At 52.1% G+C, this 20,139-nt stretch carries 16 protein-coding genes; all 16 read right to left on the reverse strand.

Annotated features, from left to right (window positions below):
• Positions 1-286: 286 nt before the first annotated feature.
• The 16 genes from rpsU to xseB all read right to left on the reverse strand — a co-directional run bounded on the left by rpsU (position 287) and on the right by xseB (position 20,136).
• Positions 287-463, reverse strand: coding sequence for a 30S ribosomal protein S21 (rpsU, locus tag LKD70_RS03225; RefSeq protein ID WP_004054229.1), 177 nt, complete (start codon positions 461-463; stop codon positions 287-289).
• Between the two features lie 125 nt (positions 464-588).
• A complete protein-coding gene (gene alaS, locus LKD70_RS03230; RefSeq protein ID WP_227706614.1) occupies positions 589-3,228 on the reverse strand; it encodes an alanine--tRNA ligase in 2,640 nt (879 codons plus the stop codon).
• Positions 3,229-3,313: 85 nt separating this feature from the next.
• The gene (locus LKD70_RS03235; protein ID WP_407690891.1) at positions 3,314-4,834 is read right to left on the reverse strand and encodes a 4Fe-4S dicluster domain-containing protein; all 1,521 of its coding nucleotides are present in this window, start codon (positions 4,832-4,834) and stop codon (positions 3,314-3,316) included.
• Positions 4,835-4,864: 30 nt separating this feature from the next.
• Positions 4,865-6,313, reverse strand: coding sequence for a 4Fe-4S dicluster domain-containing protein (locus tag LKD70_RS03240; RefSeq protein ID WP_227706615.1), 1,449 nt, complete (start codon positions 6,311-6,313; stop codon positions 4,865-4,867).
• Positions 6,314-6,436: 123 nt separating this feature from the next.
• Positions 6,437-8,851, reverse strand: coding sequence for a homocysteine S-methyltransferase family protein (locus LKD70_RS03245; protein ID WP_227706616.1), 2,415 nt, complete (start codon positions 8,849-8,851; stop codon positions 6,437-6,439).
• 126 nt (positions 8,852-8,977) lie between these two features.
• Positions 8,978-9,619, reverse strand: coding sequence for a vitamin B12 dependent-methionine synthase activation domain-containing protein (locus LKD70_RS03250; RefSeq protein WP_227706617.1), 642 nt, complete (start codon positions 9,617-9,619; stop codon positions 8,978-8,980).
• Positions 9,620-9,663: 44 nt separating this feature from the next.
• Complete coding sequence (gene glgA, locus LKD70_RS03255; protein ID WP_227706618.1) at positions 9,664-11,112, reverse strand: glycogen synthase GlgA; 1,449 nt, start codon at positions 11,110-11,112, stop codon at positions 9,664-9,666.
• Positions 11,113-11,223: 111 nt separating this feature from the next.
• Positions 11,224-12,015 carry a sporulation transcription factor Spo0A gene (spo0A, locus tag LKD70_RS03260; protein ID WP_227706619.1) on the reverse strand — a complete coding sequence of 264 codons (792 nt, stop codon included), beginning with the start codon at positions 12,013-12,015 and terminating at the stop codon, positions 11,224-11,226.
• Positions 12,016-12,123: 108 nt separating this feature from the next.
• The gene (spoIVB, locus tag LKD70_RS03265; RefSeq protein WP_227706620.1) at positions 12,124-13,221 is read right to left on the reverse strand and encodes a SpoIVB peptidase; all 1,098 of its coding nucleotides are present in this window, start codon (positions 13,219-13,221) and stop codon (positions 12,124-12,126) included.
• 91 nt (positions 13,222-13,312) lie between these two features.
• Positions 13,313-14,989 carry a DNA repair protein RecN gene (recN, locus tag LKD70_RS03270; RefSeq protein WP_227706621.1) on the reverse strand — a complete coding sequence of 559 codons (1,677 nt, stop codon included), beginning with the start codon at positions 14,987-14,989 and terminating at the stop codon, positions 13,313-13,315.
• 2 nt (positions 14,990-14,991) lie between these two features.
• The gene (gene argR, locus LKD70_RS03275) at positions 14,992-15,456 is read right to left on the reverse strand and encodes an arginine repressor (RefSeq protein ID WP_227706622.1); all 465 of its coding nucleotides are present in this window, start codon (positions 15,454-15,456) and stop codon (positions 14,992-14,994) included.
• 2 nt (positions 15,457-15,458) lie between these two features.
• On the reverse strand, positions 15,459-16,292 hold the full coding sequence (locus tag LKD70_RS03280; protein WP_227706623.1) for an NAD(+)/NADH kinase: 834 nt from the start codon (positions 16,290-16,292) through the stop codon (positions 15,459-15,461).
• Between the two features lie 16 nt (positions 16,293-16,308).
• Positions 16,309-17,115, reverse strand: a complete 807-nt coding sequence (locus LKD70_RS03285; RefSeq protein WP_227706624.1) for a TlyA family RNA methyltransferase — start codon at positions 17,113-17,115, stop codon at positions 16,309-16,311.
• Positions 17,116-17,146: 31 nt separating this feature from the next.
• Entirely contained in the window at positions 17,147-19,012 is a 1,866-nt protein-coding gene (dxs, locus tag LKD70_RS03290; RefSeq protein ID WP_227706625.1) for a 1-deoxy-D-xylulose-5-phosphate synthase, read from the reverse strand.
• A 22-nt stretch (positions 19,013-19,034) separates the two neighbouring features.
• Positions 19,035-19,925: a polyprenyl synthetase family protein gene (locus LKD70_RS03295; RefSeq protein WP_227706626.1), complete on the reverse strand. Its 891-nt coding sequence runs from the start codon at positions 19,923-19,925 to the stop codon at positions 19,035-19,037.
• Positions 19,915-20,136, reverse strand: a complete 222-nt coding sequence (xseB, locus tag LKD70_RS03300) for an exodeoxyribonuclease VII small subunit (protein ID WP_227706627.1) — start codon at positions 20,134-20,136, stop codon at positions 19,915-19,917. The genes LKD70_RS03295 and xseB overlap by 11 nt, the downstream gene beginning before the upstream one ends.
• Positions 20,137-20,139 lie beyond the last annotated feature (3 nt).

Raw genomic sequence — 20,139 nt, forward strand, 5'->3', positions numbered from 1 at the left:
TAAATCTGCCCGCAAGCCAGACATCTTTGTCTACCCGTTTATTTTATAAAGAAAGTGAATTATTGTCAATGAAAAATTTCATTATTTTACAGTTTTACCACTTTATTTCGCTGAATTTGCAGGGGACATGCGCTGCGGGCTGCATAAATCTGCATAAACATAGTCCACATCTGCCGGATTTTCATAAAAACCGCCGTCGGTCCCGGGCAGCCCGGACTTAAGAACGCCGCCATGCGCACTGCAACAAAACAGGATGCCGAAACCGGCATCCTGTCCAGTGCACTTATTAATTATATTTACGTTTTCTTGCAGCTTCAGACTTTTTCTTACGTCTTACGCTCGGCTTTTCATAGTGTTCCCTTTTACGGATCTCCTGCTGAATTCCGGCCTTTGCACAGTTTCTTTTGAATCTGCGTAAAGCGCTGTCCAACGTCTCGTTTTCTTTAACGATTACATTTGACATAGTCTCACACCTAACCTCCCCTCCAGCCTTGTATTGTGCATAATACGACTGTTCGGGTATTTTTATTGCACTAACAAGAATTATATCATATTTTTCTCAGCCGTCAACTGTTTTCGGCGAAAATCTCACAAAATCTGGGCCTGTACCGTTTCTTCAGCCTTCCGGAGCGCGTCCGCAATTCCTGCCGGATTTTTTCCTCCGGCCTGAGCCATATTCGGACGTCCGCCTCCGCCACCGCCGACAAGACCCGCAATGGCCTTTACAAGATTGCCCGCGTGCGCACCGCTCTTCACTGCTCCGTCGGTTGCCGTTGCCATCAGGTTGACCTTGCCGTCGTTTGCAGAAGCAAGCACGATGACAGAATCACCCAGCTTCTCTTTCATCTGATCGCCCAGATCTCTCAGGCCGTTCATATCCACGCCCTCGATCTGTGCCGCCAGGAACCGGATTCCTCCGATCTCCTTCGCCTGATCCATCACGTCACCCGCTGCATCCTGCGCCATTTTGCTCTTTAAGCTCTCTACTTCGCTGTGAAGGGCTTTGTTCTCCGTCATCATATGGCTGATTCTCTCCGCCAGGCTGTCCGGGGAAGTCTTGAGAAGAGACGCCGCGTGGCGGAGCTTCTCCTCCATGTCCGCATAGTAGCGGAGAAGGCCCTCGGATGTGAGTGCTTCGATTCTTCTTACGCCGGCTGCGACACCGCTTTCAGATACAATCTTAAACGCCATGATCTCAGATGTATTTTTCACATGGGTACCGCCGCAGAACTCGATGGAGAAGTCACTCATATTTACGACACGGACGATGTCGCCGTATTTCTCTCCGAACAGAGCCTGCGCTCCCGTCTTTTTCGCCTCTTCGACGGGCATGTTCTTCACGATAACGTCAAGGCCCTTTCTGATCTGCTCGTTGACGATGTCCTCCACTTTCTGAAGCTCCTCCGGCGTCATTGCGGAGAAGTGGGTGAAGTCAAATCTTAAGCGGTCTTCATTGACGCTTGAACCGGCCTGCTCCACATGTGTGCCGAGAACCGTGCGCAGCGCTTTCTGAAGAAGATGCGTCGCACTGTGGTTTCTTGCGGAGAGGGCTCTCTTCTTTGCGTCTACCTCAAGGGATACCTTCTCCCCGGTACGGATCATGCCTTTTGTCATAACGCCGATGTGGCCGATCTTGCCGCCTAAAAGCTTCACGGTATCCTCCACGCGGAACTCGCCCTCCGCTGTGCGGATATATCCGGTATCCGCCTCCTGGCCTCCGCTTGTAGCGTAGAACGGAGTCTCATTTACAAAGATAGTACCCTTCTCTCCCTCGGACAGCGCGTCCACAATCTCAGTCTCCGTCGTAAGAACCGTTACGTCAGACTCATGTGTCAGGCTGTCATATCCGACAAATGTACTTGTAACCGACGGATCGATGGACTCGTAAACGGTCACGTCCGCACCCATATAGTTGGTCACCTCGCGGGCGTCGCGGGCTTTCTTTCTCTGCACTTCCATGCACGCCTGGAACGCCTCTTCGTCCACGTCAAGGCCCTTCTCCTCCAGGATCTCCTTCGTCAGATCAAGCGGAAAGCCGTATGTGTCATAGAGGCGGAAGGCGTCCTCGCCGCCCAGCGTCTTAACACCCTCTTTTTCAAGTCCTTCGATCATATCCGAGAGAATGCCAAGTCCCTGATCAATCGTCTTGTTGAACTGCTCTTCCTCTTTCGCAATTACCTTAAGAATGAATTCTTTTTTCTCCTCCAGCTCCGGATAGCCGTCCTTTGATCCCTCAATGACCGTCTGTGCCAGTTCCGGAAGGAATCCCTTATGGATACCGAGAAGTCTTCCGTGACGGCAGGCTCTTCTTAAAAGGCGGCGGAGTACATATCCGCGTCCTTCATTGGAAGGCATAATTCCGTCGGAGATCATAAATGTCACTGAACGGATGTGGTCTGTAATCACACGGATGGACACATCGTTCTGATACTCCGCTCCGTATTCTTTCCCTGCGAGGGAGCAGACGTGATCTCTGAGCGCTTTGAGTGTGTCCACGTCAAAGATGGAATCCACGTCCTGAACAACGGATGCGAGACGCTCCAGTCCCATACCCGTATCGATGTTCTTCTGTTCCAGTTCTGTATAATTTCCGTTCCCGTCGTTGTCAAACTGGGTGAACACATCGTTCCAGATTTCCATATACCGGTCGCAGTCGCATCCGACTGTACATCCCGGTTTGCCGCAGCCATATTTTTCTCCCCTGTCGTAGTACACTTCAGAGCAGGGGCCGCACGGACCGGATCCATGCTCCCAGAAATTGTCCTCTTTCCCGAATTTGAAGATACGCTCTGCCGGGATTCCGATCTTTTTGTTCCAGATCTCAAACGCCTCGTCGTCATCCACATAGACTGACGGATACAGGCGGTCCGGATCGAGTCCGACTACTTCTGTCAAAAACTCCCATGTCCACTGGATGGCCTCTTCCTTAAAGTAATCCCCGAAGGAAAAGTTTCCGAGCATCTCAAAGAATGTGCCGTGGCGCGCGGTCTTTCCGACGTTTTCAATATCTCCTGTACGGATGCATTTCTGGCAGGTGGTGACCCTTCTTCTCGGGGGAATCTCCTGTCCTGTAAAATATGGTTTCAGCGGCGCCATACCCGAATTGATGAGCAGCAGGCTCTTATCGTTGTGCGGCACCAGGGAAAAGCTCTTCATTGCAAGATGCCCCTTGCTCTCAAAGAACTCCAGAAACATTTTTCTCAGCTGGTTAACTCCATATGGCTGCATTGTATTAATCCTCCTCTTTCGCTCAAAAAGCCTGTTTTATAATATATCACAGCAGGATATATTTGTAAAGCGGACGGTTTCAATGCTATTTCAGCTCAATCTCTTCCAGTTCGATCGGCGGTACTGCCCGGCTCGACTTCTTCACAAATGAATCCAGACTCTTCTTTGCCTTTGCAACCGGAATATTTGTGCCTGCGCCGGCGATACACCCGCCCGGGCAGCCCATTCCTTCGATCAGGCATCCGTTCATCTTCCCGGCTTTCGCCAGTGTCAGGATCTTGCGGCACTCGGAAAGTCCTTCCGCATGCTCAATATTTACCTGTACATCCGGATAGTATTCGTTGATACATTTTTCAATAGCGGAAGCCACGCCGCCTGCGCATCCGTATCCTCTTCCCGCTCCCGTGGCATTATGGAAGGAGGACTCTGCCTCGTAATGGGTCAGGTCAATTCCCTTTGCATCGAACATGGCCTGCAGTTCCTCGAATGTAACGACGAAGTCTACGTCACTTCTGACCGAACGTCTGGACGCCTCCAGCTTCTTTGACGCGCAGGGCCCGATGAATACAACGCGTGCGTCCGGATGTTCCTGCTTGATTGTACGCGCAGTTGCAACCATCGGAGTCAGCTCCTGTGAGATCTCATCGATCACATCAGGGAAGAATTTCTTCGCCATCACCGCCCAGGACGGACAGCAGGATGTAAGAAGGAACGGAAGTTCTCCCGTCACTACCTTCTCCACATAATGGCGTGCCTCGGCAACCGCTCCGATGTCGGCTCCCAATGCCACCTCGTAAACCTCGGAAAACCCAAGCTCTTTAAGAGCCGCCTTGATATTTCTCGGCGTAATGTTGTCACCGAACTGGCCCACAAAGGCGGGCGCAATCTCCGCGATGATCTTGTCTCCCTCAGAAAGAGCTCTCGCCAGCTGAAATATCTGGGATTTGTCCGAAATCGCGCCGAACGGGCAGCTCACCATACACATACCGCAGGAGACACATTTGTCATTGTCAATAAACGCTCTGCCGTACTCGTCCGATACGATCGCGTTTACACCGCACGCCTTCTGGCACGGGCGCTCTTTCTTCGCGATGGCATCATAAGGACAGACCGACTTGCATCGGCCGCATTTGATGCACTTGTCCTGGTCGATAACCGACACTCCGTTCACCATGGAGATGGCGTCCCTCGGACAGACCTCCTGGCAGGGGTGCGCCAGACATCCCTTACAGATATTGCTTACTTCATATTTGTTCTCCTCGCAGCTCTCACACGCGGAGGGGATCACCTGCATCAGCGGGGGCTCATAATACTTCTCGGAAATATTGCTGGCCTCCACCCCTGCGGTCAGATGAACCGGTTTGTTCTCGGGTCTTAACGACATTCCCATCGCAAGTCTCACACGCTCGCTCACAATTGCCCGCGCGCGGTAAATGCTCTCACGGTACCGCTGCGACTCATCGCTGACGATCGTGTAAGGGATCGCCTCCATATCCGGAAGCAGCGTCTCCGCATTGGCTTTAAATCCAAGCTTCGCCACCTCGGTAAACACCCGTCTGCGGATCGCGCGCACGGTGGTCTGAAGCCCTCTCATGTTAGATTCCATAGATAACCTCCTGAGTTTTTTGCTTTTTCTTTATCTGTGCATGGAGAATGACTCCTCGTCGTAGTTACTCAGATTGGAGTAGATTCCCCGGTCGTCCGCCTCTTTGATCAGAGCATCCCGTGATTTCTTAGCAAGCATCTGATCTTTGAAGGAGCTAGGTCCGCCGACACATCCTCCGTCGCACGCCATACCCTCGATAAAGTCTTCCGGAAGACGTCCTACTTTCAACAGAAGAAGCGCCTTCTTGCACTCTGCCGCTCCGTTCGCTTTGCATACCTTGATGTCGATGTCGTTTCCGGACTCCTTCAGGCTCTCAAGCACTGCCGCCGTCACTCCGCCGGAATTGCCGAATCTCTTTCCGAAAACGGATGCCTCCTGGTATGTATTTTCCGCAGGTTCGAGCTGCACATCTTTCGCACGCATCATAGCGCGGATCTCACTGTACGTGAGCACGTAATCCGCATTGCCCTCGATCTGCTGGTCAACGACCTCTGATTTCTTCGCCAGGCACGGCCCGATAAATACGGTCACTGCGTCCGGGTCTTTCGCCTTGATCATTCTCGAGACAGCGCACATCGGAGACACCGTTGTTGAAACTGCATCGGAAAGCTCCGGATAATGCTTGCGCACCATATTTACGAATCCCGGACAGCAGGAAGTCACTTTCTTCTTTCCTTCCGCGTATGCCTCGCGCCACTCTTCCGCCTCGCTTTTCGCCGTCAGATCTCCGCCAAGTCCTACTTCCACGAAATCGGTAAATCCGATTTCGATCATTGCCTTCTTCCAGCTCGCCATGGTGATCTCCTCACCGAACTGCCCTTCCGTCGCCGGAGCAAGCATGGCGTAGACATGTTTACCCGACTTGATTGCCCTGATCACGTCAACGATCCATGTCTTTGAGCCGATTGCCCCGAACGGACAGCTGTGGATGCACTTTCCGCAGCGGATGCACTTTTCTTCGTCGATTACGGAAATACCGTACTCGTCATAGGAGATTGCGTCAACCGGGCAGCTGAACTTGCACGGTCTCTTCAGATGCGCGATGGCGTTGTACGGACAGGCCTCCGCGCATTTTCCGCATTCTTTACACTTGGACGCATCGATGTGGGTGCGGTGACGCCCCGGCTCGATCGCCCCGAACTTACAGGCGTTGATGCACGCCTTTCCGATACAGTTCTGACAGTTTTCAGTCACCGTGTAGCTGGAGATCGGACAGTCCTCACACGCGGAACTGATTACCTGAATCACATTTCCGTCGTCCTTAAGCCCGGGAGCCTTTCCCTCTGCCAGGCGGACTCTCTGCCGGATGATTTCCCTCTCCTTGTAAATACAGCAGCGGAACTGCGCTGTCGGCCCGGGAATCAGCTTCATCGGGATCTCGTCTTTGCGCACCTCGAGCTCGCCGTCAAAGGCAAGGCGCGCCACTTCTTCCAAAACAGCATGTTTGATCTTAATTACATTTGCGTCTGCGTACCTCAAAACTCTCTCCTCCAAAACAGTGTTTTTTCATACCCTTAATATAACATGTGCCGTACAAAAAACATAGTGATTCATTTAACAATCCTTTGTATTCTTTACCATACAAAACCGGAAATATGCACATTATTTGCCTTCGCCGAAAAGCTTCTGTGCGTAGCGGACCGACTGCATGGCGTCCTTCCCGTAGAAGTCGGCTCCGATCATATCCGCGTACTCCTGGTTCAGGACAGCCCCTCCGACCATCACGCGGCAGTCCGGCGCCGTTTTCCTTAAGAGCTTTATCGTCTCCTCCATGCTGACAACCGTTGTCGTCATGAGCGCGCTCAGTCCCACGAGGCGGATTCCCTTTTCGGCTACTGTGTCAGCGATCTTTTCCGGAGGAACATCCTTTCCGAGATCAATCACGTCGAAGCTGTAGTTCTCCAGAAGGACCTTGACAATATTTTTTCCGATGTCGTGAATGTCGCCCTTTACCGTGGCAAGCACGATGGTTCCCTTCTTCTCGCTGACTTCCCCGCTTCTGTCCATCCGCTCCTTCAGCACGGCGAAAGCGCTCTTTGCCGCCTCCGCGCTCATGAGAAGCTGTGGAAGAAATACTGTTCCCTTCTCAAAACCGTCGCCCACCTCATTGAGCGCCGGGATCAGCTCCGAAGAGATGATATCCAGCGGATCTTTCTCTGTCACAAGCGCCGCGGTGATGGACGATGCATCTTCTTTCAGCCCTTTCTCTATGGCCTCTTTGAGCGTAAGGGTGGAGCCTGTCCGGTTCCGGGATGCAGATATGCTCCCCGCGCCGCCTGCCTGATCCGAAGCAGCCGAAAATCTTCCGATATACCTGCCGCAGTTCGGGTCCAGGTTCATAAGCGCGTGGAAGGCGTACCACGCCCGCATCATATCTTCGGAAGACGGATTGATAATGCCGGCGCTTAAGCCGTTCATCATTGCCATCGTGTAGAAAGCCGCGTTCACAACCGGACGCGCCGGAAGTCCGAACGAGATATTCGACACTCCGAGCACTGTGTGGACTCCCAGCTCATCTCTGAGGCGTCTCAGTGTCTCCAGCGTCACCTTTGCCCCTTCGGGTTCCGAACTGATCGTCATCGCCAGAGCGTCTATGACGATATCTTTCTTCGCGATCCCGTATTTTGCCGCCTCGTCTATGATCCTGCGGGCGATCCGCACCCGGCCTTCCGCGTCCGACGGAATACCGCTCTCATCCAGCGTAAGCCCGATGACAACTCCGCCGTACTTCCGAATCAGAGGGAACACCGTGTCCATGGACTCCTGTTTTCCGCTTACCGAGTTTACCATGGCTTTTCCGTTGTAGATGCGAAGCGCCGCCTCCATCGCCTCCGCGTCTACCGTATCGATCTGAAGAGGCAGGTTCACCACGCTCTGAAGCGCCTCCACAGTCTCCCGCATCATGGCCGTCTCATCGATATCCGGGAGCCCTACATTGACATCCAGAATGTGCGCTCCGTTATCCTGCTGGGTGATTCCCTCCCGGAGAATATAGTCAAGGTCGTGTTCTTTGAGCGCCTGTTTGAACCGCTTCTTTCCTGTGGGGTTGATGCGCTCGCCGATGATCTTCGATCCTTCCCCTAAAAAGACACTCTGTCCATAGGAGGACACGACCGTGTATGACTTCTCCTCCGGAATCTTTGCCTCCATTCCCCGGGTGAGTTCCGTCATGGCGCGGATATGATCCGGCGTTGTGCCGCAGCACCCTCCGATCAGGCAGGCGCCCATCCCGGCAATCTCCTTCATGCACTGCGCAAATTCTTCCGGGGAAACATCATAATACGTCTGTCCGTCCCGCTGCTTCGGAAGTCCGGCGTTGGGCTTTACGATGACGGGCAGGGAGGAGTATTTCAGATACTGTTTAAGAACAGGCAGCATCTGCTCCGGTCCCATCCCGCAGTTGATTCCAAGTGCATCCACCTTAAGACCTTCCAAAAGCGCTATGACAGCGGGCACATCCGCCCCGGTCAGAAGCTTTCCTCTCTCGTCAAAAATCGCTGTAGCGAACACGGGAAGGGAAGTGTTCTCCTTCGCAGCCAGAACTGCCGCTTTCAGTTCATACGTGTCGCTCATCGTCTCGATATGAATCAGATCCGCCCCGGCGCGTTCTCCCAGAACCATGACTTCCTTAAATGCGTTATATGCAGTCTCAAACGCCAGATCACCCATGGGCTTTAACAGCTTTCCCGTCGGTCCGATATCGAGCGCAGTATACACTTCTCTGCCGCCCGCCGCTTCTTCGGCCGCCCTCTTCACATGCCCGACGGCGGACGATACAATCTCTTCAAGGGAGCATTCATCGTCGTGAAACTTCAGCGCATTGGCACCGAACGTATTCGTCAGGACAATGTCGCTGCCCGCCTCAATATATTTTCGGTGTATTTCCGTGACCACGTCCGGATGCCGGATATTCCACGTCTCCGGAAGTTCCCCGGGGGCAAGTCCCCTCTCCTGGAGAAGGGTTCCCATTCCCCCGTCAAAATACAGCAGTTCTTTTCCAAGTCGATCTCTGATCATAGATAAGTTCCTTTCCCAAGTTCTCTTTCGTCTGTCCGTTTCGCGTTCTCAGTACCCGGAGTCCACAGCGCGCCTCATCTTTTCAGCACCGGCGTCCGCATCATGCCTCATCTTTTCGGCACCCCATCACCGCCGGTACTCACAGTCCCTCTTTTCACATACTTCGCACCCCTGCACGGGACACCGCTCTTTCACGGGGCTTGCTCCGATCACGGCAGTGACGGATTTTGTCGGCGTCATCATATAGTTTTCCGTCATCGTCAGGCCAATCGTCTTCGCGCAGTCCAGCATCCGCATCAGCGGCTCCTGAAAACGGATGTCAAAGTCTCCGTACCCGGGACTGAATCTGGGCCTAAGCCAGAGGCCCTCGCGCTCAATATCCCTGCCGATCTCCTCCTGCTTTTCATCGCAGAACTCCTCAAGCATGGCAGCGGCGCACGCCTGAAGGACCACGGCCTGCGCCATATCTGTAACGGACGTCCTTGCGATGAGCCTGTCCACCCCGGCCCCGAGTGTGGCGCCGAAGAGTACCACTTTACTGCAGCCTTTCAGGTTTCTCCCGAGGCTTTCGCTTTTGATGTTCATATTTCCGATAATCACCGTGCCGTCCTGCTTCTGTTCCATATCAAAAATGCGGCAGATGGCTTTCGGCCCTGCCGCTGACTGAAGCGCATCAAAAGCATCCTCAATCATCTGCAGCGTCCTGTCATCTGCCGTATTTCCCCTGTATCCAAGATAACGGACGGCTTCCCGTACCCGTCTTTCCATAAATGTCTTTCTTAATTCCTTACTTAATTTCTTCTCTTTCCCGCCTACTCGCCGATCAGGCTTCTGTAGAGATCCTCATACTGTCTCGCGGAATTCTTCCAGGAGAAGTCCTGGCTCATCGCGCGCTCCACGATCTTGTTCCAGTCTCTCTTTCTGTCATAGTAAATGCGCTCCGCATAGCGGATCGTACTGAGCATCTCGTGTGCATTGTAGTTGCAGAAACTGAATCCCGTTCCTGTCTTCTCATACTCATTGTAAGCCTCAACCGTGTCTTTGAGACCGCCTGTCTCGCGCACGATCGGAATCGTTCCGTATCTGAGGCTCATCAGCTGGCTTAAACCGCACGGCTCGAACAGCGACGGCATCAGGAACGCATCGCAGGAAGCGTAGATTCTGTGGGACAGATCGTCAGAGTAATAAATATTCGCCGATACTTTTCCAGAATATTTCCATGCAAAATGGCGGAACATGTTCTCGTATTTCACATCCCCTGTTCCAAGCACAACGATCTGAACCGCATCCTGACAGAGCTCATCCATCACATAGTCCACAAGGTCGAATCCCTTCTGGTCTGTAAGACGGGATACCATGCCGATCATCATAACCTTCGGGTCACATTCCAGCCCGAGTTCTTCCTGAAGCGAAGTCTTGTTGGCCGGCTTGTTCTTCCGGAAATTACCGATATTGAACTGCTTTGCAATCCGGTAGTCTGTCTCCGGATTCCAGTCCGTATAGTCCAGTCCGTTCACGATTCCGCACAGGTCGCCGGATCTTGCGGACATCAGTCCGTCCAGCCCCTCTCCGTAGAACGGTGTCTTGATCTCTTCCGCATAGCTGCCGCTGACCGTTGTCACCTTGTCGGCATAAACGATACCGCCTTTTAAGAGGTTTGCGTCTTTGTATGCCTCCATCTTGTCCGGAACGAAATAGTACTCCGGAAGACCTGTAATGCCGCGGACGGTCTTTGTGTCCCACACGCCCTGGAATTTCAGATTATGTATAGTCATGACTGTCTTGATTCCCCGGTAATATTCCCCGAGATATCTGAAGTTGTCAAGATAGACGGGAATCAGTCCGGTCTGCCAGTCATGGCAGTGGATGAGGTCAGGTCTGAACCCGATCACAGGCAGGATGCTTAAAACCGCCTTGGAGAAGAATGCGAATTTCTCGATTTCCCACTTCGGGTCCCCGTCATACGGAGCAAAACCGCTGAAATAATGCTCGTTGTCTATAAAATAAAATGTAATGTCATTCAGAACGGTCTTCAGCACGCCGACGTACTGGTTCTGTCCCGCGATATCCATGTAGAAATGTGTGACATACTCCAGTTTTTCTTTCCACTCCTGCTTCATACATGTGTAATTTGGGATGACAACTCTGACATCATACTTTTCCCGGTCAAAATCCTTTGGAAGTGAACCTACAACATCTGCAAGCCCCCCGGTCTTGATGAAAGGTACACACTCTGACGCTGCAAACAAAATGTTCTTCATAAAATGATCCTCCATTTTCTGCATTAATCGCCGCAAGGCATATTACTATCTGTTATTATACTCCATTCGGCAGATTATGCAAAGGATTTTATCGGTTCAGTTTCTCTGCGGTCAGTTTCTGTGCCTGTATTCAAGCTGTATCGTATCCGCGATCAGTGCGATGAACTCCGAGTTGGTCGGCTTCCCCTTGCCTGTGCTCACCGTATACCCGAACAGTTCATCCAGCGTATCCAGCTTGCCGCGGCTCCAGGCCACCTCGATTGCATGCCGTATCGCCCTCTCCACACGGCTTGAGGTGGTCTGGTATTTCTTCGCCACGGTTGGATAGAGAATCTTTGTGATGGCGTTTAACACATCCATATCGTTGACCGCCATGATAATTGCGTCCCTCAGGTAATGGTATCCTTTGATGTGGGCGGGAATGCCGATCTCGTGCAGCATATTGGTTACACGGTTTTCAAGGCTTTCTCCTTTTGCGGAATAATCATTCTGTATTTCGTCGCTCTTTTTATCTGAATTTTTTGACATCTTTCTTACGGATTTTATCCGGTCCAGCAGCATACTGTTGTTGAACGGTTTTAACACATAGTAATTTGCCCCTTTATTAAAGGCATCTTCCGTGATTCTTTCCTGGCCAACCGCTGTGATCACAATAAAATATGGACGTTTGTTGACAAAATGCTCCTGATTCACCTGCTCCATCACAGTGAGTCCGTCCATTTTCGGCATGATCAGATCGAGAAGAACAACATCCGGCTGTCTGTCTTTGATGATCTGACACATCTCCTCGCCATTTTTAGCCTTTCCGACTAAATCCAGCTCTTTATCCGTGCTGATGATATCACCAAGTATGTCGAGAATTTTCTGATTATCATCGGCGATGGCCACACTCAAATGCTCCATTCTCTGCTCTCCTTTAGATTTGAGAGTATTCCTTAAAACACCACACTCGCTAATTATATCTGCGCCAATATGCAGAATCAAGGAGATTTTGTAGCTCTAATTCGACATTCATTTCGACTCTTCAGAATTTTCGACCTGTTTTAACATATTTTCAACAAATATCCCATACCCTTTTGTCGAATCCTGAACGAACACATGTGTGACCGCTCCGATCAGTTTCCCGTTCTGGATGATGGGGCTGCCGCTCATCCCCTGGATAATCCCGCCCGTCTTTTCAAGAAGTTCGGGATCTGTCACCTGAATCACAAGACCTTTGTTGATCTCTGTATCCGACATGTCAATATCTGTCACCTGAATTTTGTACTCTTTTATCTCATTGTCGATAAAACAGCGGATCACGGCGTCACCGGTGACAATCTCCTCCTTTGCGGCAGTCTCGATCGGAATCTGTTCGTCAAAAAGTTCGTCGATCCGGTCGATGGTCCCGTAGATTCCCGCCTCTGTGTTCTTATCGATCGTACCGAGTACATTGTAATCGTTGTACACGATAATCCCTTCCATGCTTCCCGGAGATCCGCTCACCCCTTTCCGGATATCCTGGATGCTTGTTCGGTACACGGTTCCGCTGTCGATGGACATCAGCACATTTGTGTCCGTATCATGGATTCCGTGTCCGAGCGCCCCGAACCGGCTCTGCTCCGTGAGGAAGGTGATTGTACCGAGTCCCTGCACGTTGTCGCGCACCCATATGCCAAGCCGGTACTCGTCCGGTTCGTACTCAACAGGGGCAATACGGATATCCATCGTCTCACCGTCTCTTTTCACCGTGAGAGTCACGCTGTCTCCGTCCAGATGACTCACCGCGTCCAGAAGGTCCGCCTTGCCGGATATCTCTGTATCGTTGACGGCCGTAATATAATCGCCTGACTGCACAAGATCGGCGGCAGGCTCATAATCCGTGCCGTCGATCCCGGTAATCTCCTCCGTACTCAGCACCATCACGCCGTCCGTCTCCATATAGATTCCCACTGGCATGCCGCCTAAGAGGACTGTATCGTTTTCCAGAACCGAAGTGCTGGCCTCCGCCTGACCGGAGGAAATGCGCTCCGCCGGGGAAAGTTTTTCCTGAATGCAGACCGACACCGCAAAAATGAGAACCGCACACAGGAAAAAACGTCCGGCTTTCTGTTTCCGTCTTTCTGCCATGCTCACACATCCTTTCCACGCTGCGCCGCAGCCGTTTCTAGTATGTGTGGGTTTTCATTATTTCACTCTGGTATTATCTTTCACTTCGGCATTATCTTTCACTCTTTGCCAATTGTTTCATCTCTCTGGCGCTCTCCGTGATATGCTCTGTCACTTTTGAGCCGCCGAGAATCCTGGAGAGTTCTTTCACAGACGCTTCCTCGTCAAGGAGCTCAATCTGAGTCGTGACAGAATCGTTCTCCGCCTCTTTATGTATGAGAAAATGTTCGTCCGCCGCAGCCGCAATCTGCGGAAGGTGGGTGATGCAGATCACCTGGCGGCTCTTTCCGATCAGCCGCAGTTTCCGGGCCACTCTGTCCGCGGTAATTCCGGAAATCCCGGCGTCGATCTCGTCAAAGATCAGCGTCGGCGTATCTTCCTCATCCGCGAGCACCGTCTTGATCGCCAGCATGATACGGGAAAGCTCACCGCCCGAGGCAATATTTCCCAGAGACTTTAACGGTTCTCCCGGATTCACAGCGAGATAAAACTCCGCCTCATCCCGCCCGTTGGCGCTGTAATGTCCCGAATCTGTCATTCTCATTTCCAGTCTGTTGTCAAGAAAGTTAAGCTCTGCCATCTGCTTTCTGATCTCTTCTGCGAACGCATCCGCGCTTTTTGTCCTGATATTGTGAAGCGTTTCAGAGACTGCTGAGACTTCGGAAAGCGCTTTTTCCTTTTTTTCGGCAAGGTCTCTCATAAACGCATCGTAATCATTCAGCTCTTCTATTCTCTTCCTTTTTTCATCTGCATATGCAAGGATATCACTGAGCGTTTTTCCATATTTTGCCTTGAGATGATTCAGCAGGTTGAGCCGCTCTTCCGTCTCCCGGAAGTCTTCCTCGGAAAAGTCAAACTCTTTCGCATATTCCGACAGCTCTCTGTTAAAATCGTTTAACAGGCTGTCCGCGTCCAGAAGCTGGCTGTAAAGACCGGATGCGGTTTCATCAAACTCTGACACTTCCTGGAAAGCCCGGATTGCACGGCTTAAGCAGTCACTTGCATTCCCGGACGTATCCTCGCAGGTATAGCGGTACGTCTCCCCCACTGCCTCTTTAATCTTCCGGCTCTGGGTCATCTTCCGATAGAGCTCTTCCAGCTCCTCATCTTCCCCGCAGACAATCCGCGCCTCCTCAATCTCCTGCAGTTCAAACTCTGCCAGGGAAAGCTCTCTTCTGCGGCCCTCCTCATCAAGCGACGCCTCAGACTCCCTGCGGCAGATCTCCTGGTACACGCGGAATGCATCCGCCATCTTCGCCCTGACAGGAGAGATCTCCTCCCTCGCGTAAAGGTCAAGCAGCGTCAGATGGTTCTTCCGGCTTAAAAGCGTCTGGCTGTCGTGCTGCCCGTGGATGTCGATTAAAAGGCCGGCAGCCTCCTTCAGAAGAGACATGTTCACAGTCTCCCCGTTGATCCGGCTCACACTTCTGCCGTCCATCAGTCTTCTGCTCAGAGTAACCGTTCCCTCCTCGGGGAAAAGATCCAGCTCAGAAAGCCTCCTTTGTGTCTTTTCGTCATCAATGGAAAAGGTAAGCTCCACAAGGCCGCTTACCGTTCTGTCTCTTAACATATCCGCGCTGTATTTCCCGCCGAGGGCAAGAGCCACAGAGCCTAAAAGTATTGATTTTCCCGCTCCGGTTTCCCCGGTAAGTATATTGAGTCCCGGGCCGAAGTCCACCTCTGTCTCGTCGATAAGAGCGAGGTTTTTTACATGAAGATTCTGAAGCATTTTTACACCTGTACCCCTTTTGAAACAATCCGGCGGATTTTCTCCATCACGGCTTCCGTGTCCTTTACCGTCCGGATGGCACACATAATCGTGTCATCCCCTGCAATGCACCCGACGACTTCGTTCCATTTCATGGCGTCCACCGCGGCCGCTACCGCCATAGCCATTCCGGATACAGTCTTGATCACAAGAATATTCTGTGCCATGTCCATAGAGACAAAACCGTCCCGCAGCACGCGGATGTATTTTTCGTTCATCTCCGGCTCTTCATGCCGGTGAACGACATACTTCTGCCTGCCTCCGCTTACGGACACTTTCGTAAGCTTCAAATCCCGGATATCTCTTGACACGGTAGCCTGTGTCACCTTGAACCCTGCACGGTTGAGATATTCCGCCAGTTCCTCCTGAGTTTCAATGTCATACTGACTGACAAGTTCAATAATTTTTGCGTGTCGGCTGACTTTCATTCTCAATTTCCTTTCATCTTCCTGCGCATTGTCTTCATAAAACTTTCCCTGCTCAGCTTGATCAGCCTTGCGCTCTGTTCTGCCCTCCGGATACAGACCCGCTCTCCGGTCACAAGAGTTGTCTGCTCCGCCCCGTCAAAACAGAGGGAAACCTGTTCCTGACGTCCGTACCTTCCCTCGCAGATCTCCACCTCGATCACATCGTCCGCGGAGAGCACGACACTGCTCGTATTCAGCGCATGGGAACAGATCGGCGTAATCACGATCATCTCCGCTGTGGGCTCGATAATCGGACCTCCTGCCGAGAGATTATATCCCGTGCTGCCCGTAGGCGTCGAAAGGATCACACCGTCCGCGTGATACGTATTCAGGAGCGTACCGTTTACATAGATATTAAAACTTACGATACGCACCTTTCCCTCTCTGGCCAGAACGATATCGTTCATGGCGAGGTCTTTCCTCGTATTCCGGAAGACTCCTTCGAGCATCATCCTCTCCTCAATATCGGGCATCCCCTCAAAGAGACGGTCCAGTGCGTCTTTATAATCTTTCAGCTCCACATCAGCCAGGTAGCCGAGTGTCCCAAGATTTATCCCAAGGAGCGGCAGCGTCCGGGCTCCCAGATCCCGCACTGCCCGGATCAGGGTTCCGTCTCCGCCGAGGACAAGCCCGCACTGGGCGTCATCCGGAACCGTGCCCGGAATGATATGTCCTTCCCCGTCCTTCTCTGAGACACAGCACTTTTTCCCGTGTTCCTCGATATACCTGCGGATTTCGTTTGTGATGGCGTAGTCTTTGTCTTTCAGTTTGTTTGTTATGATGTAAAAGCAGTCCATATCACACCTCACGCTGTCACTTTGCAAGCGTATCGAACGCCTGATCCACGGTCAGATCAGGATCGATTCCGCAGTTGTTCCCGGTCTCGCATCCGCTTTTTTTAAGGTGAATCAGATATTCGATATTTCCTTCCGGCCCCCTGATCGGTGAGAAGTCAAGGGCCAGCAGGTCGAACCCAATGGACACCGCATAATCCATCACTTTGCGGATCACTTCTCTGTGTGTGCTCTTTTCTCTTACCACGCCCTTTTTCCCGACTTTCTCTCTGCCCGCCTCAAACTGAGGCTTGATAAGCGCCACGATTTCCCCGTCTTCTGTCAGATAATCGCGGATCGGCATGAGAACCTTTGTCAGAGAGATAAAGGAGACGTCAATCGACGAGAAGGCAACCGGCTCCCCGATATCCTCCGGTTTCACATAGCGGATGTTCGTCTTTTCCATGCAGACAACTCTCGGGTCGTTCCTTAACTTCCAGTCAAGCTGTCCGCGCCCCACATCGATAGCGTACACCTTTTTCGCGCCGTTCTGGAGCATGCAGTCGGTGAATCCTCCGGTGGAGGAACCCACATCCGTACACACTTTGTCTGTCACATCCACGTCAAACACGGCCAGAGCCTTCTCAAGCTTTAAGCCGCCCCGGCTCACGTAGGGAAGCGTATGTACCCGGACTTCAATATTCACTTCCGGTGCGAACGTGCTTCCCGCCTTGTCCTCTCTTACGCCGTCCACGAATACGTTTCCGGACATAATGACAGCCTTCGCCTTCTCTCTGGACTCCGCCAGGTTTCTTTTTACAAGCAATACATCCAAGCGTTCTTTCATGTTACCTTTCCCTGTTCTGTACTTTACCTTTTTATTCTGATTTCAGACTTTTTATAATTCCGTCAAGAATCGAGTCTTTGTCCAGTCCCACTTCTTTTCTCAGCAGCTCCACGCTTCCGTGCTCCACATAGTCGTCCGAGATGCCGAAACTGCGCACGGAAACTTCCAGCCCTGTCTCTGAGACGTACTCCAGCACCTGTTCTCCGAACCCGCCGGTGATCACATTCTCCTCGATTGTGACAAACAGACTGTGGTTTTCAGAAAGCCGGGTGAGCATCTCCTTATCCAGCGGTTTTACGAATCGGGCGTTGACCAGGCTGCACGCATATCCTCTCTCTTTTAAGCCGTCCCGCACATCCGCGGCAAGCTCCGCCATATGCCCGACAAAGATCACGGCGATTTCGTTCTCCTCGACCAGGAGCTCGCTTTTCCCGTACTCAATCGGCGTCCGGAACTCCTTCATCCCCTCATACGCGCCGCCTCTTGGATAGCGCAGAGCCACCGGGTAGGGGAAATCTACCGCAAAGCGGAGCATATCCGCCATCTCCCAGCGGTTTTTCGGCGACATAACGGTCATGTTCGGAATGGATGATAAGTAGGACAGGTCGAAAACGCCCTGATGGGTTTCCCCGTCGCTTCCTACAAGTCCTGCCCGGTCAATGGCGATCACCACCGGGAGGTTCTGAAGACAGACATCGTGCAGAAGCTGGTCGTAAGCCCTCTGAAGGAACGAGGAATACACCGCAAACACCGGCTTCATGCCGCCTGCCGCAAGTCCGGCCGCGAAAGTAACCGCGTGCTCCTCCGCGATTCCCACGTCGAAAAAGCGCTGGGGAAAATACTTTTTAAATGTATTCAGTCCGGTTCCGTCAGACATGGCCGCTGTGATCGCCACTACTTTGTCATCGTGGCGGGCAATGTCTGTGAGCACTTTTGAGAATACCTGCGTGTAGGTATCCGGCCCGCTTTCCTCTTTCGGCTCTCCTGTCTCGATATCGAACGGACCCAGGCCATGGAAGCGCGACGGGTTCTCCTCTGCCGGAGGATAGCCCTTTCCCTTCTTTGTAATCACATGGACGAGCACCGCGTGGTCCACCCGCTTCGCCTCGTGGAACACACGGACAAGATTCCGGATATCGTGGCCGTCCACCGGTCCCAGGTAAGTGATATCCATATCCTCAAAGAGCATGCCCGGAACTAAAAGCTGTTTAATCCCGCTCTTTGTCCTTCGGATCTGGTTTACGATCTGATCGCCCTTTCCCGGGATGCGCTTTAACGTATCCTCAACACCTCTCTTCAGATCCGTATATGCCTGGGCCGTGCGCAGACCGCTCAGATATTTTGACATGCCTCCCACATTCTCGGAGATTGACATGTTGTTGTCGTTTAACACGATGATAAAATTGCTCTTAAGCCGGGATGCGTTGTTCAGCGCCTCATACGCCATGCCCCCGGTCAGAGAGCCGTCCCCGATGACGGAGACAACCGTGTGTTTCTCTCCCAGAAGCTCTCTCGCCGCCACATAGCCCAGCCCCGCCGAGACAGACGTGGAGCTGTGTCCGGTATCGAAAGCATCGCAGTCGCTCTCCTTCCGCTTCGGGAATCCGCTCATTCCGCCGTATTTGCGCAGCCGGTCAAAGCCTTCTTTCCTCCCGGTGAGAAGCTTGTGGGTATACGACTGGTGTCCTACATCCCAGATCAGCTTGTCTTCCGGGAAATTCAGCGTTAGGTGAAGGGCAATTGTAAGCTCCACCACGCCTAAATTAGACGCAAGGTGCCCCCCTGTAACGCTGATCTTCTCGATAAGAAAGCGCCGGATCTCATCGGCAAGCTGTCGGATCTGCTCTTCATTCAGCTTTTTGATATCATTTTCTTTCCGGATCATTTCCAGTACCATAAATGATCCCCCTCTCTGTCTTCTATTTCTCTCTGTACACAAGCCATTTCAACAGCGCTGTGAGAAATTCGTTTTCATATCCCGTACCCCGGAGAATCTCAAGAGCCTCCTCTGTGAGTTTCTCCACTTCCGCCCGGGATTCATCAAGCCCCTTCCATGTTACATAAGTGGTCTTCTCGTTTTTCTCATCGCTGTGCACCGGTTTCCCGAGCACTTCCGTTGTGCTTGTCACATCGAGAATATCGTCCTGTATCTGAAATGCGAGACCTATTTTCAAAGCCGCGCTCTCCATCTTTTTCGTCTCCTCATCTCCCGCTCCGGCGAGAACGGCGCCGACCATGACAGCTGCCTCGATGAGCGCGCCTGTCTTGAGACGGTAGATAAAATCGAGAACTTCGCCTGTTATTTTATTTCCGGACTCTTTCACATCCACAACCTGTCCGCCGATCATGCCGTAGATTCCCGATTTACGGGCGAGAATCCGAAGAGCCCGTCCGATCTTCAGGCTGCTCTCCGGCTCCAGGTCAAAGGCAGTACATGCTGTCTCGAAAGCATAGTTCAAAAGGGCGTCTCCTGCAAGTATCCCCATATCTTCCCCGTAGACGACATGGGTCGTCTTTCTTCCCCTTCTGTACTCGTCATTGTCCATGGCCGGCAGATCATCGTGCACGAGAGAATACGTGTGGATCATCTCCATCGCCGCCATAAACGGCTCAACCAGTTTTGAGTTCCCGCCGAAAAGACGGTATGACTCCAGCATCAGCATGGGTCTTAAGCGCTTGCCTCCCGCCATCAGGCTGTACTCCATAGCCTCCATAATCAGTTTCTGATATCCTTCCTTCTCCGGAAGATAACGGTTCAGCACCTGCTCGATATATTCGACCCGTGATTGATATTCTTCTTTAAAATTCATGTGTCTCTCCATCCTCATCCAGAATCAGTACCTTTTTCTCCACTTCATCTATAGCTGTATTGCATTTTTTCAGAAGCACCATGCCTCTGTTGTAAAGATCAAACGACTTTTCCAGAGATCCGTTTTCTTCTTCCAGTTCCCGGATCACTTCCTCAAGATTGCTGAACAGCTCTTCGAGATTCTCTTTTTTCTCTGTCTTTTCTTCTCCCACAGT

Source organism: Ruminococcus turbiniformis (genome assembly GCF_020687545.1).
Taxonomy (GTDB): domain Bacteria; phylum Bacillota; class Clostridia; order Lachnospirales; family Lachnospiraceae; genus Mediterraneibacter; species Mediterraneibacter turbiniformis.

Excerpts from the sequence above, each read along its gene's own strand:
- dxs (WP_227706625.1), bottom strand. The coding sequence starts at position 19,012 with ATGGTACTGGAAATGATCCGGAAAGAAAATGATATCAAAAAGCTGAAT.
- spoIVB (WP_227706620.1), bottom strand. The coding sequence starts at position 13,221 with ATGGCAGAAAGACGGAAACAGAAAGCCGGACGTTTTTTCCTGTGTGCG.
- recN (WP_227706621.1), bottom strand. The coding sequence starts at position 14,989 with ATGCTTCAGAATCTTCATGTAAAAAACCTCGCTCTTATCGACGAGACA.
- argR (WP_227706622.1), bottom strand. The coding sequence starts at position 15,456 with ATGAAAGTCAGCCGACACGCAAAAATTATTGAACTTGTCAGTCAGTAT.
- LKD70_RS03235 (WP_407690891.1), bottom strand. The coding sequence starts at position 4,834 with ATGGAATCTAACATGAGAGGGCTTCAGACCACCGTGCGCGCGATCCGC.
- glgA (WP_227706618.1), bottom strand. The coding sequence starts at position 11,112 with ATGAAGAACATTTTGTTTGCAGCGTCAGAGTGTGTACCTTTCATCAAG.
- LKD70_RS03280 (WP_227706623.1), bottom strand. The coding sequence starts at position 16,292 with ATGGACTGCTTTTACATCATAACAAACAAACTGAAAGACAAAGACTAC.
- alaS (WP_227706614.1), bottom strand. The coding sequence starts at position 3,228 with ATGCAGCCATATGGAGTTAACCAGCTGAGAAAAATGTTTCTGGAGTTC.
- LKD70_RS03245 (WP_227706616.1), bottom strand. The coding sequence starts at position 8,851 with ATGATCAGAGATCGACTTGGAAAAGAACTGCTGTATTTTGACGGGGGA.
- LKD70_RS03295 (WP_227706626.1), bottom strand. The coding sequence starts at position 19,925 with ATGAATTTTAAAGAAGAATATCAATCACGGGTCGAATATATCGAGCAG.
- LKD70_RS03285 (WP_227706624.1), bottom strand. The coding sequence starts at position 17,115 with ATGAAAGAACGCTTGGATGTATTGCTTGTAAAAAGAAACCTGGCGGAG.
- rpsU (WP_004054229.1), bottom strand. The coding sequence starts at position 463 with ATGTCAAATGTAATCGTTAAAGAAAACGAGACGTTGGACAGCGCTTTA.
- LKD70_RS03250 (WP_227706617.1), bottom strand. The coding sequence starts at position 9,619 with ATGGAAAGACGGGTACGGGAAGCCGTCCGTTATCTTGGATACAGGGGA.
- spo0A (WP_227706619.1), bottom strand. The coding sequence starts at position 12,015 with ATGGAGCATTTGAGTGTGGCCATCGCCGATGATAATCAGAAAATTCTC.